At 45.9% G+C, this 17,073-nt stretch carries 11 protein-coding genes; 4 read left to right on the forward strand and 7 right to left on the reverse strand.

Annotated elements, in window-relative coordinates:
* Positions 1–6 precede the first annotated feature (6 nt).
* Complete coding sequence (locus QUA44_RS22895; RefSeq protein ID WP_333254639.1) at positions 7–1,227, forward strand: NAD(P)/FAD-dependent oxidoreductase; 1,221 nt, start codon at positions 7–9, stop codon at positions 1,225–1,227.
* Positions 1,228–1,286: 59 nt separating this feature from the next.
* Here QUA44_RS22895 and QUA44_RS22900 read toward each other — a convergent pair whose 3' ends face one another.
* The 6 genes from QUA44_RS22900 to QUA44_RS22925 form a co-directional block, all read right to left on the reverse strand.
* On the reverse strand, positions 1,287–3,707 hold the full coding sequence (locus QUA44_RS22900) for a sulfotransferase (RefSeq protein WP_333254637.1): 2,421 nt from the start codon (positions 3,705–3,707) through the stop codon (positions 1,287–1,289).
* A 136-nt stretch (positions 3,708–3,843) separates the two neighbouring features.
* Complete coding sequence (locus tag QUA44_RS22905; protein ID WP_333254635.1) at positions 3,844–5,916, reverse strand: Wzt carbohydrate-binding domain-containing protein; 2,073 nt, start codon at positions 5,914–5,916, stop codon at positions 3,844–3,846.
* Positions 5,917–6,708: an ABC transporter permease gene (locus QUA44_RS22910; RefSeq protein ID WP_333254633.1), complete on the reverse strand. Its 792-nt coding sequence runs from the start codon at positions 6,706–6,708 to the stop codon at positions 5,917–5,919.
* On the reverse strand, positions 6,705–6,848 hold the full coding sequence (locus QUA44_RS22915; protein ID WP_333254632.1) for a hypothetical protein: 144 nt from the start codon (positions 6,846–6,848) through the stop codon (positions 6,705–6,707). The genes QUA44_RS22910 and QUA44_RS22915 overlap by 4 nt, the downstream gene beginning before the upstream one ends.
* 114 nt (positions 6,849–6,962) lie before the next feature.
* The gene (locus QUA44_RS22920; protein ID WP_333254629.1) at positions 6,963–8,312 is read right to left on the reverse strand and encodes a glycosyltransferase; all 1,350 of its coding nucleotides are present in this window, start codon (positions 8,310–8,312) and stop codon (positions 6,963–6,965) included.
* A gap of 96 nt (positions 8,313–8,408) precedes the next feature.
* Positions 8,409–9,602, reverse strand: a complete 1,194-nt coding sequence (locus QUA44_RS22925) for a glycosyltransferase (protein WP_333254627.1) — start codon at positions 9,600–9,602, stop codon at positions 8,409–8,411.
* Between the two features lie 2,220 nt (positions 9,603–11,822).
* Here QUA44_RS22925 and QUA44_RS22930 point away from each other — a divergent pair.
* A complete protein-coding gene (locus QUA44_RS22930; RefSeq protein ID WP_333254703.1) occupies positions 11,823–13,460 on the forward strand; it encodes an MBL fold metallo-hydrolase in 1,638 nt (545 codons plus the stop codon).
* Positions 13,461–13,782: 322 nt separating this feature from the next.
* Here the strand turns inward: QUA44_RS22930 and QUA44_RS22935 are convergent, their stop codons facing one another.
* Complete coding sequence (locus QUA44_RS22935; RefSeq protein ID WP_006633466.1) at positions 13,783–14,094, reverse strand: DUF6679 family protein; 312 nt, start codon at positions 14,092–14,094, stop codon at positions 13,783–13,785.
* A 615-nt stretch (positions 14,095–14,709) separates the two neighbouring features.
* Between QUA44_RS22935 and QUA44_RS22940 the strand changes: the two genes are divergently transcribed.
* Positions 14,710–14,865 (forward strand): hypothetical protein, encoded by a 156-nt coding sequence (locus QUA44_RS22940; protein ID WP_333254625.1) that lies wholly within the window; start codon positions 14,710–14,712, stop codon positions 14,863–14,865.
* Positions 14,866–14,877: 12 nt separating this feature from the next.
* Entirely contained in the window at positions 14,878–16,956 is a 2,079-nt protein-coding gene (locus QUA44_RS22945) for a CapA family protein (RefSeq protein WP_333254623.1), read from the forward strand.
* Positions 16,957–17,073: the final 117 nt, after the last annotated feature.

Genomic DNA, 17,073 nt, shown 5'->3' on the forward strand with positions numbered 1-17,073 from the left:
AGCAAGATGACTTTAAAAAGTTTTGATATAGTAATAGTAGGAGCAGGCCCCGCAGGTGGCCACTGTGCGAGAATATTAGCAAAATCCGGCCGCAAAGTCTTGCTTGCCGAACAAAACGACAATTTTAATAAAAACGACTTTTCCAGCGCTGCCACGCCTCTAGAAACCCTCTCTCAATTCGATTTACCAGAATCGGTTATCGGCAGTTTTTGGCACAAATTGACTATTGAAACTAGCAAAGTCAGTCAAACTTGGGATTCTCCCGAAAGTTTGGGAGTTGTGCTCAACTTTGCTAAATTTAGAGCTTTTTTAGCCGAGGAAGTTGAGCGATTTGGCGGTGAAGTTTGGCTTGGTTATCGCTACACCCGACATTCACAAGCCAAGGGCGAAACAACCGTAGAATTTAAACAGTTATCCGACGGTCAAATTATCAAAGTTAGCACGAAAGTATTGGTTGATGCTACTGGCTTTGCTAGGGCGATTATGTACGAAAAAGAGAATGATAAGCCAGATTTTTTGTCGGGAATCGGTATCGAATATTTAATTGAAGTAGAACCGGAAATTTATAATAAATATGCCAATGATTTAATCTTCTTTTTGGGCGATAAATGGATGCCGAAGGGTTATTCCTGGATATTCCCAATGGAACCAAACAGGCTGAAAGTTGGTGTGGGTCGCATTTTTTTAGAGCAGAAAACGCTGAGGCATTTGTCACCGCTGAAAAAATATATTGATTTACTGATTGATGAATATCTGAAGTCTAAAAATTATAAAATTATTGACAAACACGGTTCCATGCTGAAGTACAGTCGTGGTTTGAAGGATATTTATTGCAAGGATAATATAATTGCGATCGGCGATACTGTCTCCACTGTAAATTTTTTGGGCGGCGAGGGTATCAGACACGGGATGGATGGTGCCGAAATAGCGGGGAAATATATTCAAAGCTATTTGGAGGGAAAAATATCAGATTTTCGGGATTATGAGACGGAAATGCACCGCAAGTTTGATAAGAAATGGAATATTTCGGAAAGGTTGGCGGTGAGAAAGTATATCGATGATGTTAATGATAAACTGACAGATAAAATGATTTCTTATTTAAAGTATATGAAAACTGAAGATGTTATGGACATTTTATTTTATTATAAATTTGAGAAAATATCCCGAGGGTTAGGCGGTTATTTGCAGAGAAAAATAAAGGAATTGATTAATAAATTTCACTTGTAAGGTTCGTCCGTTGAGAGATTGTTAATTGATGGAAAAATTTCGCTGATTGAGGCACCATACTAAGCTAATTTTAAGGCATTTTCGGCGGTGACTTGAATGCGCGGCAGCGACAATAAAGAATCGTCAAAACTGCTATAATTTAATTTATATGATACACCAAAAGTATATCCACTCGCTCCAATTAAATGCGCTACAATGGAATCGACATCCCCGTAAGGATAGGCAAAACATTTAACAGGTTTCTCTAATCCCCGTTCCAAGATAGCACGGGATTTGACCGCCTCCCGCACAATTTCTGTGGGCGACAATGCAGTCAGAGGTTGATAGGTAGCAGACATCGAACCGAATTCAATTCCTGCATCCCGCATTTGCAGAATTTCTGGCCATCCCATTAAGTTTACTTCTTCACCTTCGGCTTTTTCCCAACTATTTGTCTTTCCTATTGACTCCGCTACTAGAAAAACAGTTGCTGCAAAATCAAAGCGTTTTAGCAGAGGCCAAGCATATTGGAAAAAGTCGAGATAGCCACCATCAAAAGTCATCAATACAGCTTTACCGGGTAAAGGAGTTTTAGCCAGTTTCGCGCTTCGCCAATTCTCCCAACTCGCACTGTAATAACCCAGATTTTTGAGATGGTGTAACTGTTGTTCAAAAATCTGGGGAGTAACTGCGTCTAAACCGTCAGGAGAAATGCGGCGGTAGGAGAGAATCGGGAGTTTTTTTGTAATGCTATGATTGTCAGAAAGTTGAGGTTTCACCGAGTGATAAGGTTCTCGATAAAAAGATTTTGAGCCAATGATTTCCGGTGCATAAAATACTTGTTTTGGTAATTCGTTTTCTTGGGGAATTTCCATTGTTGTTTCCCCGGCGATTGCTGCGGCTGATGCGATTTCCTGTAGCGCTGCGGCTGGGAGTGCGGCGCGGCGGCTGATACTGGTGCCGATCGCACCCGATCGCCTGCCGAACATCACCGCATTTGGCGGGTAAATGCCACCATAACCCTCTGCATTCAACCATTCTGGTTGATTCGACCTTTGGCGGGCAGCAGAGGCTAAGCGCGATCGCAGCGATTGCTTACCGTCGAGCGGTTTTCCCAGCAAAGCTTCTCGCACGGCGGCGACGCACAATTCAAAACCGCTATTTCGAGTAATTGTCGATCGCAATTTTTGAGCAGAAACAAAATTATTTTCCACCGCAACCGTTACAATACCGATAGCAACGCCACCTACTTTCACCAGGACATCAATTTCAGAAAGCTCAACTTTTATATTAGGTAATTCTTCGCTAACTTCTACAGCAATTAAATCTTTTTCGAGCGTAATTGTTGGGACTTCTTCGGCTATTTCTGATTGATAAAAATTATCTAATTGCCAATTTGGGCGTTCCCAAAAATCTTGCAAAAATAGCGTCCAATCATGTTTGGGGCGCAACGGTTTCAGCAAAGTTTCCCACAATCTATTACCTTTTTCGCAGCGATTGCGTTGAAAGTAGCGATCGAGAATTGGCCAAGCAAACTGGGCTGCGATCGCATCCGCCAACACCGCACCAGCCACAATCCCGTCGCAGACTGGCAATTCCACAACACCGAGTTTAATGCCTTCTAATTGAATTGTACAGTGCAGGCGATCGCATATTTGCGATATTCCGCAAATATCCGAAATTGGTTCGCTCACTTCTACCGTAACTTTCCAGGCAATTTCACCCTTGACTCGCTTAATCTTATCTAAAATATCTTTAATTTCATTACTCGTAAAAATTTTATGATATTTGTGAATTTTACTACTTTTAACCTCTCTCTCAATTCCTTGATGCCAAGGTAAATTCAAACTGAGACTAGCTGCTTTTTCTTGATAAAACTCCAGCATTTTTTCGTCATATTCAACACCCATAAAATGACAAAGCTCTTCTAATTTCTTGACTTTATTATCAACAATTTCCTCATACTTGACTAATATATGATTAGATTTTTTAGCATATTTATGACTAATTAACGTCGCCTCCTTCCAGCGATGGATACAGTGGTTTAAATCCCAACCAGGCCCCCACAAATCATGAGAATTCCTAGTAGCCTCATGCAGAGAAGCTATTGTATCAATACCATTTCGCAAAATATGTATGAATTTAGCATCCGGTAAAAATCGCTCTATGTCATCAATAAAATATATATGTTCCGGCGTTTTTTCCAACCAAATGCTTTTGTTTTGTTCCGCAGCCAAACCATCCAAAACTCCCACAAACCAACTAACTTTAGTTCCCAAACTTTGACTGTCATCAAAACCTTGCAAAAGTTCAGGGCGATTAATCTCATCTTTAAAAAAAGTTTCCATCCTACCTGGAAACTTTCCCGCAAACTTCTTGTAAAGTAAATATTGAAAAAACTTAGATTCGGGAAAAGAAATAACTTCAGGATGAGCAGCCAATAAACTTTGAAGCATGGTTGTGCCGCTTCTCGGAGAGCCTATTAAAAATATTCGTTTCATTTTTATAGCTAATAAAGGGTTTGTGAATTAGATTTTTTTTTACGAACCGCAGAGAGCGCAGAGGGCACTGAGGAAGAGAAGCAAGAGGTATGATTGATGTTCATCTCTGGGCTATCTGCGGTTAAAAACTTTTTTCCTAACTCCAACTAAAATCCTCATGCAACAAGTCCGAAAGTTCCTGATTGTAAGGTTTGAAGTAATTAGTCAATTCTTGTGCGATTTCCGGTGGTATTTGGCTGTATTCATCGACATGATTGATTTCATATTCTTTACTTGTACTTTCACTAATATCCAAGAAATTCAATACTTCTGAAAAGACTTTGCCTGTCTGCGCGTAAAAATCTTCGCTTTTGATAATTAGCAATTGTTCTCTCGGAAAATAGTCGAGCCAATTTTTGATTTGTTCTACATAAATTCCCCGCGACAAATAGGAATAGTGCTGGTGATTGAAACTGTAATAATTTTCATCTGCTTTGATTTTTTCAATCTCACCTTTGAGTCGATCGCCCTCAGAGGCGATCGCCTTTTCAAAATCCAACTTTTCGCATCCGTTCGCCACTTCTAAATGATAGTGCATCCACGCTCGTTTTACCGGGTTTCGCAGCATTACAATCAGCTTAACATCCGGGAAACACTTGTAAACTCGCTCCGCTACCAAGGGATGATAAATATAGTAAGCAGTCATCTCCCAAAGGAGCACCTTCTCACTCGCTACACTCCGCGTCAACTGCTTGCTGTACCACTCAATACCGCGCTCGAAATTTAATTCAAAAAAGTGAATGTCCCGCGAACCTTCTTTGATAATTTGCAAGTGATTTGCGAGATAACCGTATAGAGATTCCGTGCCGCAGTTTTGAGCGCCAATCATTAAAAAGTCAGGTTTTTGCTTGTTTTCCAACTGAGTCAAAATCTTGGCGTAGCCGGGATTATTCTTATCCAAATCGTAAGTTGCAGCGGCTGGTTCGGCTAAATCTAGAAGCGGCATTTTGCCCTCAAATTCCCAGCGGTACGGCGGACAAAGAATCGTTTTTTGGTTTACAGTCGATCGCACGTACAGCGGATAAACCTGCCAATGATAATCGTAGGCGTAAGCCAAAGTTTCCTCATAAACCCCAGCATTCACGTAATACTGACCGTTTCCTAAATCCAGCCTGTCTATTTGCAGCCGGATTTTGCCTTTCCCTTTCACAAGCGGCAGCAGTCTGCCCATTTGATTAGTATTAGTCTCAAAACAACTTTGACCATCATCCCTGCTAATTGTCACGGCAAAAATAGCAGCAGAAATTTCCTGCAAAACCGAATAATTAATTTCAATGCTAATAGCATCACCGCTATCTATTTCTGCATTGGGCAACACTTTAACATCGGTAATTTCCACTTCCAAAGAACCGAAGCGATTCTGATTACCTCGCAGTGGCGAGCCGCTACTTGTAGCATCAGCAGCACGCAGGGGACTGTTATTTTCTGTGGACGATCGCATTTCTGACAAATACTGACCGACTACTACTTCCGGTTCCCCATAGGCCACGATTTCACCTGATTTCAGCCACAAAGCCCGATCGCACATTTTCTGAATTTGCGACGCAGTGTGAGAAATCAAAACAATCGCACATCCTTGATTTTTAAACTCAGTTATCTTGTTCAAACATTTAGTTTGAAAAGCCACATCACCAACCGACAAATGTTCATCAACTAACAGCACTTCTGGATCGGTATGCACCGCCACCGAAAAAGCCAGCCGCATTTTCATCCCCGTACTGTAAGTCCGCATCGGGCTGTCAATAAACTGTTTTAACTCTGCAAATTCCACAATATCGTCAAACCTGCGCGCCACTTCCCGGCTAGTCAAACCGGCCACCACAGCACCCACAAACACGTTTTCTCTGCCCGTTAGATCCGTGTGAAAACCAGCACCCAAATCTAACAAGCCGCCAATTCTGCCGTTAACTTTAATAGTTCCTTCCTCAGCCTTACCAATCCCGCCGACAAGTTGCAGCAGCGTTGATTTTCCCGCCCCATTCTTGCCAAGAATTCCCAGCATTTCCCCAGGAGAAACAGTAAAATTTATATTCCGCAGCGCCCAAAAACTCGCCTCCGGCTTCAGTTTCCACCAACCGGACAAAGCTGCCTCCATAATCGTATAAGGTTTCGCGGCAGAGTAGCGGTTAAAACGCTTACCCAAACCCTTGACAATAATTGCTTCTCGCATTTATAATTCCTCCACAAAATGATCGCTTTGCCGTCTAAAAATTCCCAGTCCAATGGGCAAAAGAGCCGCCACAGCCAAGCTCAAAACTAACAGAGCCTGCCAATCCGGCTGCATACCTTTGAGCAGTATGGCGCGGTAAGCTTCAATCAGTGGCACCATTGGATTTAAGTAATAAAAAATCTTAAATTTTTCCGGTACGCTGTTGATGTCGTAGAAAATCGGAGTCAGGTAAAACATCATCTGCAAAACTACTCCCAAAGTGTGCTGAGTGTCGCGAAAAGTGACATTTAAAGCTGCAAGGGGATAAGCAAAACTAACTGTCAACAAAAACTGAATAATCATCAGCAGCGGCAACAAAAGTAGCACTGAATTTAGATGAACGCCATCAATTAGCAGAAAGATAATTAACACCGGCAAAGCTAACACAAAGTGAATTAGCCCAGTCATCGTCGTGACTACCGGCAAAATTGCCGTGGGGAAATTTGGCTGCCTGATTAGTGCCTTATTATTGGTAATTAATCCCGTTGATTTAAATAATGCCGTTTGAGACCAACTCCAGATTAACAAGCCGCTGAAAACAAAGGAAGAAAATTTGGGAATATTCAGCGCTACGACAGAGCGAAACAAAAAGGAAAATACAGCCAACTGTAACAGCGGACTGATTAAAGTCCAAGCAATCCCCAAGGTCGATCGCTTGTAAAGTAATTTCATATCGCGATCGACCAATACCCGTAGCAAATCAAAAAAATGAGTGATTTGGCGAATGTAAGCTACCTTTCCCGCATTTATCACAGCACACCCCCAGCAACTATCTGAGGTTCTCGCCCGGATAAATTCCAGGGCTGAATCTTAACCAAATTCTGGGTCTGCACCAGGGCCAGGTTGTCAGGAATTGGTTCTAATAAATTAGCTTCATTCAATTCTATTGCCATAATTACCCTTGTCAATTTCTCTTTCTTTTAACTCTAACTTACTATTTCAGATTAACTAAAGGCTTATTTAATTACACCTCTATATTCTATTGTTTTTAGAATCTAACTATGTCATTATAATGCAGAATTTTCCAGCTTTTTTTTGTCCAATACTGTAAACAACTGTAGATGTTGAAGTAGGATGTTGTCAACTAAGCTAGGCTCAGAATGAGCAGCACTTTTGGGCATACCGTTAACCGCGATCGCCCGAGCCAGAGGTTCGGCAAAGTCAAGCGCCAGAATCGATCGCAAGTGAGCGCCCCGCAGTGGCTCTACACCGAATTTGGGAGTGACGTGACCGATCGGCAGTTCACCGTAACGCAGATCAAGGCCATCGGGTTTTTTCTCATCAATAATTCGTTCTGCTGCTTCCCAACCTTCCTGCAAATCGATTTCAATTTCATGTCTGCCCAAATCGCCGCTAGCCGTTCCTTCTTGCATAAAACTAGAAAGAGCCGATCGGGTTTTTAACTGATCCATCACTCCCCGCAAGTACGAGTAAGCCAGTAGTTTAGTCCGCAACCACCGCCAAGTTCCCCGCATCCCCATGTATTGAAGCCAGTCAAGGGATTTTCTCAGTCCGACAGCCAGCAAATCTAAGGCCGCCGGCCAGAAAAATACGATCGCGACCAAAATTTTATTTACCAGCGAATCAGGAGTTTCGTAGTCTTTTATGTGCAGCGTCGGTCTCATTTCCGGGTGCCGCTGACCGATCAAAACATCCGATCGCCCTTCCGCGCGAGCTCGCCCAAAAGAGCGATCGAGGTTGTTAGTTTCGTGTTCGTAGTGATACCCGACTGCATCCGGTGCCACCGCAAAAGGTACATTTGCTTTGAGCAAGCGCAAGGCAAACTCGTAATCTTCATAGGCAGTACCCGGGCCGAAGGCCGAATCGAAGCCTCCGGTGCCAGCAAACAGTTTTGTATCAATAGAAAGGTTGCCACAGAGCAAATCTTGATAAGTGTAGCGGTGAGTCGGCTTGCTCATCTGGTAAAACTTTTCCTCCCACCAAGTCCGCACTTCTACATCAAAAAAATTAGTCCTGGATTGCAACTTTGGCGGATAAGGGCCGATCGCGGCACAGCCCGGACGTTCTCGATGAACGCGCCCGTGGTTTTCGACTAAACACGGCGTTGCTTCGATGTCATCGTCCAGAAACAACAGCAGTTGTCCAGTAGCCTCCGCTGCTCCAATATTGCGAGACATACCCACACTCCGGCAGTTTGCCTCAATTGTGTGCATTTTAAAAGGAGCTTTGTAGTCTTGTAACATTGTTAAAGTATCGTCAATGCAGCTATCTAGGACGACCCTGACTTCGATGAGATCCATCGGATAAGTCTGTGATTGCAGAGCATCCAAAGCCCGCCGCAGCGAATAACTTCGGTTGTGAGTTATAAGAATGATGCTAAATGTTAGATTTTCCATATTTACATTAGGAATTGGGCAGAGCGAAGCGGAGAGATCGGGAAGAGAAAAGTGGGCCTTTTTAACACATAACAACTAACAAATAACCAATCACAACTAACTAATAATTTCTTCCTTAATTTTTTGCAACCACTTGCGAGAGGCAAAATAAGCCATCGGGCCACTAATGCAGCCCCGTAATTGAGCCAAAAGCAAATCACTAGGAACAGAATCCGGTTGCTTTCGCAAAGAAGAAATTAGTTCAGGAATTTGTTTGTACCACAACCATGACAAGCCTAACAGAACCACGCTGAATTCCCTATTCACCACAATCATCCCCGTCCAGAAAGCATAGACTCCGACTCCGTAGCCTTCAAGCGTATTCCGTAGTTCTTCCCAGGTACGCCGGTGGCGGTGCCAACTCAAGGCCCTGGGCTCGTAGACGATGCGGTAGCCCGATCGCAAAATGCGGGTAAAAAATTCGCAGTCTTCCCCGCTAGCCGCGGGCGTTCCCGCCCCCAGAACTTCGTCAAACAAGCCAATAAAGTCGATCGAACTTTTCCGCAAAGCCATACTCGCCGAAACACCCACAAGATTGACAACCAGAGGATTGCACTGCGCCCCGTCAAAAATTCGGCGTTCAAAGCCCCGCCCGTGGGGGCTGTAGCGCTCGAACCATTCTTGCGCTTCTGTTTCGAGCTCCAAGGGCATGATTAGCCCCGTGACGCACATCACTCGCCGATCGCTGAAATTTCGCAAGAGCGATCGCAGCCAGTTTGGATCGGGCACTGCATCGTCATCTGTAAACGCTACGAATTCGTGTTTAGCTTCGCGTAAAGCTCGGTTGCGGGCAGCGCTGGAGCCCGGTACGTCCTCGCGTACATAGCGGACTTTTGGGTAATTTTTGACCAATTCTTCAGTAGCATCCGTGGCGGGACAATTGTCAATTACCAAGTATTCCTGACCGTCGTCTGGGAGCTGCATCAACGCTTCTAGACACTGCTGCAAGTCTTCCGGGCGATCGCGCGTGCAAACCGCTACTGTGGCGATCGGCATTGCCTGCACCGACCCCCGCTCATCCCATTCTAGAGTGTCGTAGAGCCAGTTTTTGCACAAGTTGTCACCAGCAGCATTCATCAGTGTTTCCTGTAATTCGTCACCACCAAGGCGGCCTCCGACTACGGGCAAAAGAGCTTGACCGATCGGTTTTCCGTGCAGTCGAATTAAAACCAAGGCTTTGCTGTAACGCTCCTCAACCGTAATTTCGGGCGGGAGTTTGGAGATTTCCAGGTCAAGAATAGCTGTTGCCATGAGTTATGCCATCTTAGATTTTAGATTCTAGATTCTAGATTTTAGATTCTAGATTTTAGATTCTAGATTTTAAAAAACTCATAGATAATCCGTATTTCCTCGGATGTATTTTAGCCAAAATTGTTTTACAAAATAGCAATTTATTAATGCCATAGTTGCCGCTCCCCGCTTGCAAATCAAACATAACGCCTCATTTTTGTTATTGCTGTTATTTATATTTTAACTGTCGATGACCGACTGATGTCAAGTTTTTTTCGTACATAATATTTTTCGTCAAAAACGACCGCTTGTTGAGGCTAGTGTCAATTGCCAGTGCTATTGGCAGCCGTTGCGCTAGCAAGCCTCGCCATTAATGCCACATCTAAAAACCCGATTTTTTTTAGAAAACCGGGTTTGTGCGATCGCTCCTCATTTCAGCTTTAATTGCGATCGGGTACTCTTCTCTACAACATACCAAACAATTATACACTCTCCCAATTCAAACTTTCGCAAGTAGTAATTCTCTAACAATCCCAAGTTAGTTGTGAGAATATAATAGAGGCAACCCATGAAATACTATTTTTTGAGCCTCAAGTCAAATACTAGGTATAATAGCGCAAAAAAATATCTTGGATGGGCGGGTTTAGCTAAAAATTGATTTTATACAAGCCACTTTTTGAACTCCCAATTTCTCACAATAGGTTTATTGATAGCACTTAGTTCGCCACTCTCAATGAGTTGATTTAGTCCAATCAATAACCACGTAAATTGATCCCATTTTTTTATTAAAATGTTTTACAACCCTATAATAACCTGAATATTCAGGATTTTCTAAAAGTTTAGTACAGTTAATTGCTCAACAAACTAAACTCTATAAACTGGTAGGTCTAGGTTAAAATTGGCATAGCGACGAGAGCCAGTCACTGATCTATAATCTGCTGTGCAAAGCGCGGCATTCATTTGCTGAATGCAGTCAACAAACACGGATCTCGCAGAAATCAAACGATACATATTAGAGAGCTACGAAGTGTTATTGGACTCCAAACACAGCTATTACACACTTTTTAAATAGGCACGGATTAGCTAAAAAAAACTCAAAAACCCTACCCCAAAGAAGACCCAGCAATGATAAAAAAAACACGAGATAACAGACTGGTTGGAGACTCATCAAGCTGAGATTACTTCTGGCAAGTTAGTGGTATTTTTACAGGATGAAGGATGAATATCATCCATTGTCGGGGGATTGAGGTGGCTATGTTGGGGGTAAAACAAAAGAACTCATCTTTTTGTCCCCTAGTCAATCAGCGGAGTAAACGAACCTATTATGGGGCAGTCAGTCGATTTTAGATTTGAGTTTTGAGGCTTCGGCGATACGTTGGGTGAGCCATCGAGCCGCGCTCAGACCTTCGGCGAGTACGAGCGTCGAGTTGCGCTCAGTCGAACGATTTGAGATTTACTTCACAGATAAATCTGGAGCTTGAACACGAGTCTAAAACTTTGGGCTGCTGGCGATTCCTGTCGGAAACTTATATCCGTTTTTGGGCGGGGTCAAAAAGCCATTTAAACTCTCTCCTCGATAGCCACAAGGTTTGCTTAGAAGAATGTATCAAACTTTTACAAAGAAACCGAGCCAACTCATAAAGTCTCTGTCTGCCCGGACAAAAGCAGTTAGCTAGCACGATGCTGGTTCTCCGTTTTTCAGATTGGACAATACACGGCCCTGAAAACCCGGAGAATGAAGAATTGTAAAGTTTTATCAAGATCTTTGGACATTTGAATTAAAATCTTCTCATAAAAAAGACTAGCTTTTAGCAGGCGCAAATTGTGGAAAAGGATTTAAAACTCAGAATATGAGATCGAGTTCGCTGCTCTTACGTGGTGCAATAAAATGTAACTTTTGATGCCAGAACCAGTAGCCTGAACTTTGTCGAAGGCCGAATGCCCGTCCGGCCAATGCCTTCGGAAAATAGCCTTCTTGGCGCTGCATCAAATCTTAAGTGCAATTACTTCCCTTTGACGGGAGCCGGAGCCTTCGAGCAAACATTTAGCTCCAGGGCTTACGCACCACAACTTTAGATAAACCGGGTTTTTTTACCGGGAGCGAGGGCGGCAACCAAGTGTTTTCGTTCATCAAATCCGGTTTCTGCGTCCGAGACTGAACTCGAATGAATGCAGTCGCAACCAATATTTAAATATGGCGATACTGCAAGTTGCGTGCAAAGCAGGGAGCTAACCGCAGTGATGGATCTCGATTGTTTACCTTACGGCGCAGGCCACGCACAGGAAGGGGTCTGTCTGCTAGTCCGAATGGGGCCGCACCGCATTTTACTCGACTGCGGTGTAGAGGATATTGCACCGCTGTCAGCGACACTAAATCGATCGCTGCCAGCCGATTTTGTGGTGTGTACCCACGCCCACTCTGACCATGCCAGAGGTTTGCTAGCACTCCATCAATCTTTCCCCCACTTGCCAATTTACGCCAGCGAAGTGACAGCGCGACTGCTACCGCTCAACTGGCCAGAACTGGCTCAGCAGCCAGAGTCACGGTTCTGTCAGGGACTGCCATGGCAGTCGCCGCTCGAAGTGCGCCCAGGACTGAGCGTGCAGTTGTTCCCATCGGGCCATTTGCCCGGAGCGGCGACTGTGCTGCTGACTTATGCCGGACCGCACCGCACCTACACAGTGGTTTACACCGGCGACTTTTTTCTGTCCAATTCTCGTTTGGTGGAAGGTTTGCCCCTGGGAGAACTCAGGGGCATGAAGCCGGATGTGTTAATTTTGGAAGGCAGTTACGGCACGGCGCGCCACCCTCACCGCCGACAACTAGAAAATCAGTTAGCCGATCGCCTCCACCGCGCCATCGCCGACGGGTACTCGGTACTGCTGCCCGCGCCGGCCCTTGGTTTGGGCCAAGAAATGCTGATGCTGCTCCGCAGTCACCACTACTTTACTGGCCGCGACTTGGATATTTGGGTGGACGGCACTGTCGCCGACGGGTGCGACGCTTATCTGGAACTGTTACCCCAATTTCCCACCGCCGTCCAAAATTTTGCTCTGCACCAACCTTTGTTTTGGGACGAAAGGGTGAAACCCCGCGTCCGCCGGCTGTCTGCCGAACAACGCCCCGGATTGGGAGCCACGCCCTGTATTGTGATTACAGACAAGTTAGCTGATTTGGCTTTGTATGTTGCCGATCGCACACATCCTTGGATTTTGCTCGCCCCTCAAAAACCTGGATATCCCGTCAGCGACTGGCTGGGCAACAGGCCCGAATCTGGAATCAGAAGTGTCGAAACTTATCTACTAGCCGAACACTGCGACGGGCCGGGGACTACCCAACTCATCCACAATTTGCGTCCCCAGCACGTAATTTTGATCCATGGTTCCCCTGCATATTTGGCTGACTTGGCTAACTTGGACGAGCTGCGAAACCGCTACCAGTTGCACACTCCGGCGGCCGGAACACTGGTCGAATTGCCGATCGGGGAAATGTTTTTGCAGCCCGCTATCCCAGAAACTAACTATGAGGGAGAACTCAGCGAATTGGGGACAGAGGTAGCAATTAGCTTGCCGAGTCCGATTACAGCCGATCCTCGGTGGGCCAATTTTGCCGATACCGGTTTGGTAGAAGCGCGCTGGCAAGGCGAAGAACTGGTACTGCGCGGCATCTCCCAGCGGGAACTGCTTTTTCAAGGCAGCGCCGTTCAGGCAAACCTCGAATGCTGCGGCAATTGTCAGCACTACCGCAGCCAGCGCTGTTGGAACCAGTCCAGTGCTTTGTTTGGCTTTAAAGTTACCCCCGACGGTTACTGTCCCGTGTTTAAAGCGATACCGGAGTCGGAACTTTTCTTAGAAGATGGCGAAACAGACGGCGAATAAGCTGTCGGGCATCTAGAAACCAGCCTGCAGGCCAAGAAAACAAAAGAACAGTCCTGGACGCACCCAGACAAAAAACCCTGTTTCAGCAGGGCTAGGGTGTCGCGTATTGAATTTTTAAACTACTGTGTACTTACGCTCTTGTGGGGTGGGCAGGAGATCCCGCCATCAAGCTTAAATTTAAAGGCAAAATAGCTTATGTGGTCACAACCCAGAATATGTTTGGCCTAAATCGGGTTTTTTGCATAATTTCTCCACAAAAAAGGGAGAAAAGTCGTTTTCTTTTCCCCCAAGTTTTCCTTGTGCCTCAAGCGCGAGCTCAAAACTATTCCAAATTCGAGTCCGGGTAGTGATTGCGAATTTGTTCGGCTTCGGGACAATCGTCAGAAACTAGGGGTTCGCAGTTAGTTCGGGATACCGAAGCCAACTTCTGGGACACAGCTCCAATACTTTCGAGACGCACCATTTCTTCCCAGGAGCTGATTTCGTCTTCTTCGTCGGTTTCGTAGCGCAGCGTGACTAGATCCCCTTCAATATCTAGGATACGAGCGCGCTCTATCCAACGTTGCTGATCTCGAAGAAAAATAGAAACCTCACGACCATCACAACAGAGTTGATAGATTTTGCGCTGTAGCATTTGTCAGTTCTCCTGCGCAGTGTAACTTGCTTAAAATATGGCCTGTTTACCGTAACGTACTTTGGGTTTTACATCGGAAGGCACAGCCGTATGGACTGGCCAGTTTCACGTTTTCCGCAACTTTGGTACCGATGGGAGTTACCAAATTTGATTTTACCACCAAATCTATCTAGTACGCCATTTATCCCATTACAGGTTGTGCAGCCAGTGGCATCCCTCGTGAGAGGCATTTGCCAGCATAGATCGAAGCATGAGGACTTGACGACAGCACGCGATTAACAGCGACAATAACAACAGACTCTGCCTCAAAAATCTCGCTCTCTTTTGCCTCAACTCCCCCAGAAACGTCTGGTTTCGACGTTTGTTCGATCGCCCACTAACACCTCTTAACTCAGTCTGCAATCTCAAATGTCAAAGCAAAAGCTCCAAAGCGACACTCAAACAGCGACAATAAAAACAGACTCTGCCTCAGAAATCTCGCTCTCTTGTGCCTCAATTCCCCCAGAAACCTCTTGTTTCGACGTTGGTTCTGGCCCCGAGTACCCTCTGTGAACTCAATCTCAAATCTCAAATCTCAAATCTCAAATCTCAAATCTCAAATCAATAGACCGGAGTGTGATAAAAATCACTGACAGCAGGCAGCCCCTAAATGTAGAAAATGGTGGCAGCCAACAACTAGCTTCAAAACGGGCAGCGGAACCTGTGGCGGTTAAGCTAAAAGAATTGCGGTTCCGTTCAAAACAAATTGGAGTAATTGCTCGTGCGTATTAAGGAGGCTAATTGATGGTGTACGCAGAAAATTGGTCGCAGCCGTCTATCTTAGAGCTAGCGCGATCGGGCAACTTTCAAGCCCTGAATTACTGGATTGACAGCTTGCTGCGCCCCGAAGGGATTTATGCCCGCGTCGAACAGGCTCAGGCCGGCTGCGTCCAAATCCTCGTAGAATTCCAGCGCGAATTTGCGCCAGATACTACATTACTCGGGAGCACTCTCCGGGAAGGCTTAGTCAAATTTATTTGCCACCAACTCTGGAGACTCAACTCGCCAGCAGTAGAAGGAGTGCGAATTCACGCGCGCTTGGCTGGGGATGCAGACATTCTCTGGAAACAGTCAGTGCGAATTGTCACTCCGGCAAACCGCCAGCGGCGGCGTTACCGTTCCCTACCGGCCGTCGATTGGGTTAAATTTAAAACGTATCGTTCTCTGCTGCTAGTGGGTTCGGCACTTGCCTCTTTTATTTTAGGGTGTTGGGTCAGCTACCACGAAGCTCTGACCCTGCGGTTAGTATCCCCAGTATCCGGGTACCAGCAAACTGCGGTAATGTCGGGGCCGCCTCCAAAACGTGCGGATACGGTGCAAGCGGCCTTAGAAGTGGTACCAGTAGTACAGCAAAAGCAAGTTGCTAATCCTTACGACCCAACAGTAACGCTGATGTTCGGAGGAAATGTGAATCTATCGGATGCGCTCGGAGCATCTGCTGCCAACGATCACCAATGGGCTTTTGCCAATATGGAGGAGTACCGGCAAGCAGATGTGGCGATGGTTAACCTAGAAAACTCCCTGACTCGCTCTACATTGGGGTCTGGCAAAAAACAATTAAATTTTAAAGCCAATCCAGAATCGGTGAAAGTATTAACAGCCGGAGGAGTGGATATTGTCAATCTGGCAAATAGCCGCGCTATGGATTACGAGGAACCAGGGCTGGTGGAGACTATGAATACTCTAGATAGTAGTGGGATTCAACACCTGGGAGCCGGCAGAGATATTAAACAAGCGAGGCGTCCAGATATTATTGAAGTTAAGGGTCAGCGGATTGCCTACCTCGGTTATTATGATGCCGAGCTTAACGTCGCCGACCAAGGGAAAGCGGGCACTAATCCCCGCCGCAACAATCGCGTGGCCGAGGATATTCGAGCTCTTAGGGGTCAGGTAGACTGGATTATTGTTAATTACCACTGGGGAGTCGAATTGGCAGATTATCCGGGGGACTGGCAGATTGATTTGGCTCGGTTCACGATCGACCAAGGAGCTGATTTGGTAGTGGGGCACCATCCCCAGGTACTGCAAGGTGCAGAAATTTACAAAGGCCGCCCGATAGTTTACTCGCTGGGTAATTTTATATTCGGCCCGAATGCTCGCAGGGATTACGATACCGCAGTCCTGAAAGTATCGCTCAAAGATAGGAATATGAAGGTAGAGTTTCTGCCTGTGGAGGTGAAAAAGTTTCAGCCGAAGGTTGTGAAGGGAGCCGCAGCAGATCGCATCCTCAAACGCGTCGAGCAAATTTCTAGTATTTTCGATCGACCGATGGGATCTTCTGTAGTTCTAGATGCCCTAGTCCAGCCAGGAACTGCATCAAAAACTCCAAATTCGACCTTGCCAGGAGCAGCAAAGAGCGGTACATACGGGCCCGGACGAGGTTCCGGGGCCAGCGACGGTGAAAGCACTCAGCAAGGCCCCGGACAACCCAAACCTACTTTGATTTTGCCGGCTTTGCCGGCTGCGCCCCAACAGCCGGACAACTCCTCATTTTTCCCGAACGGGACGGGGCCTGCAATTGAGTCAAACCCGCCTCCGAATCAAAATTTGCCGCCGCGCATCTACCGCACTGAACCTCAAAATCCCAGCCGGGAAGCAGAGCCGTTTACAAAAGAGCCATTCATCAAAGAACCGTTTATTTCGCCCCCTTCTCCCAGTCAAGGAGCAGTGCCGAGTCCCCAAAGCTATCTTCCCCCCACTCGGGCTGTATCTTTTGAAGTCGCACTCAAGCAGCAGCCGGCCTCCGCGATCGTTCCAGCTAACAGCAGAAAACGCTCCAAGCACTCGATCGCCCTGCCTCCTATAGCTGGGAGCATTGGTTAGCCGATGGGGGTCGGAACAACGAGGAGGCAGGGGGAGGATACTGACAGGTGTAGGTTTTTTACGAGGGGGTAGTATAAAATCAATTAAACCAGGCGAAAATAAGGGTGATTCAACGAA

Source organism: Microcoleus sp. N9_A2 (assembly GCF_036701775.1).
Classification (GTDB): domain Bacteria; phylum Cyanobacteriota; class Cyanobacteriia; order Cyanobacteriales; family Microcoleaceae; genus Microcoleus.

Excerpts from the sequence above, each read along its gene's own strand:
- QUA44_RS22895 (WP_333254639.1), top strand. The coding sequence starts at position 7 with ATGACTTTAAAAAGTTTTGATATAGTAATAGTAGGAGCAGGCCCCGCA.
- QUA44_RS22900 (WP_333254637.1), bottom strand. The coding sequence starts at position 3,707 with ATGAAACGAATATTTTTAATAGGCTCTCCGAGAAGCGGCACAACCATG.
- QUA44_RS22905 (WP_333254635.1), bottom strand. The coding sequence starts at position 5,916 with ATGCGAGAAGCAATTATTGTCAAGGGTTTGGGTAAGCGTTTTAACCGC.
- QUA44_RS22915 (WP_333254632.1), bottom strand. The coding sequence starts at position 6,848 with ATGGCAATAGAATTGAATGAAGCTAATTTATTAGAACCAATTCCTGAC.
- QUA44_RS22920 (WP_333254629.1), bottom strand. The coding sequence starts at position 8,312 with ATGGAAAATCTAACATTTAGCATCATTCTTATAACTCACAACCGAAGT.
- QUA44_RS22925 (WP_333254627.1), bottom strand. The coding sequence starts at position 9,602 with ATGGCAACAGCTATTCTTGACCTGGAAATCTCCAAACTCCCGCCCGAA.
- QUA44_RS22930 (WP_333254703.1), top strand. The coding sequence starts at position 11,823 with ATGGATCTCGATTGTTTACCTTACGGCGCAGGCCACGCACAGGAAGGG.
- QUA44_RS22935 (WP_006633466.1), bottom strand. The coding sequence starts at position 14,094 with ATGCTACAGCGCAAAATCTATCAACTCTGTTGTGATGGTCGTGAGGTT.
- QUA44_RS22945 (WP_333254623.1), top strand. The coding sequence starts at position 14,878 with ATGGTGTACGCAGAAAATTGGTCGCAGCCGTCTATCTTAGAGCTAGCG.